A 409-nucleotide genomic window follows, 5' to 3' on the forward strand; every position below is an offset into this window, starting at 1 on the left:
GGCCGCTCTCGGCCAAGAGTTGCCGAAGTTGACCCGCCAGCCTGCCCAAAGGCAGACGGTCCGCTTGCCGCCAAAGCCGGCTGATTAGACCCAAAACATCGAGTTGCTCAGATGCGTCGGCATTCAAAGTCCGGACGGTGCCACGAGCTGACCTGCCCGTCTGGTCAGTAGAAGGGAACTTCGGCCGGTTGCACATTGAGCCTCAACCAGGAGGTCTCCATGTCCGCTGCCGCTACGCCCTCCCTTCTCGTCAGCCTCTCCGCCGAACTCTCGGATCTCGTCGGCCGTGTTGCACCGAGCCTCGTCGCGGTCCGTTCGCCCCGCTCTCGGGCGAGCGGCTTCGCGTGGCAGCCTGGTCTGATCATCACTGCAGAGGAAGCGCTCGCCGACGATGGCGAGATCCGCGTCG

Annotated in this window: 1 pseudogene; it reads left to right on the top strand. The window is 64.5% G+C overall.

What is annotated here, in order from left to right:
* Positions 1-219: 219 nt before the first annotated feature.
* A pseudogene (locus WDW90_RS38320) lies at positions 220-409 on the top strand (S1C family serine protease); the annotation flags it as partial.

Origin of the sequence: Methylobacterium nigriterrae (assembly GCF_037106235.1) — a bacterium.
Taxonomy (GTDB): Bacteria; Pseudomonadota; Alphaproteobacteria; order Rhizobiales; family Beijerinckiaceae; genus Methylobacterium; species Methylobacterium nigriterrae.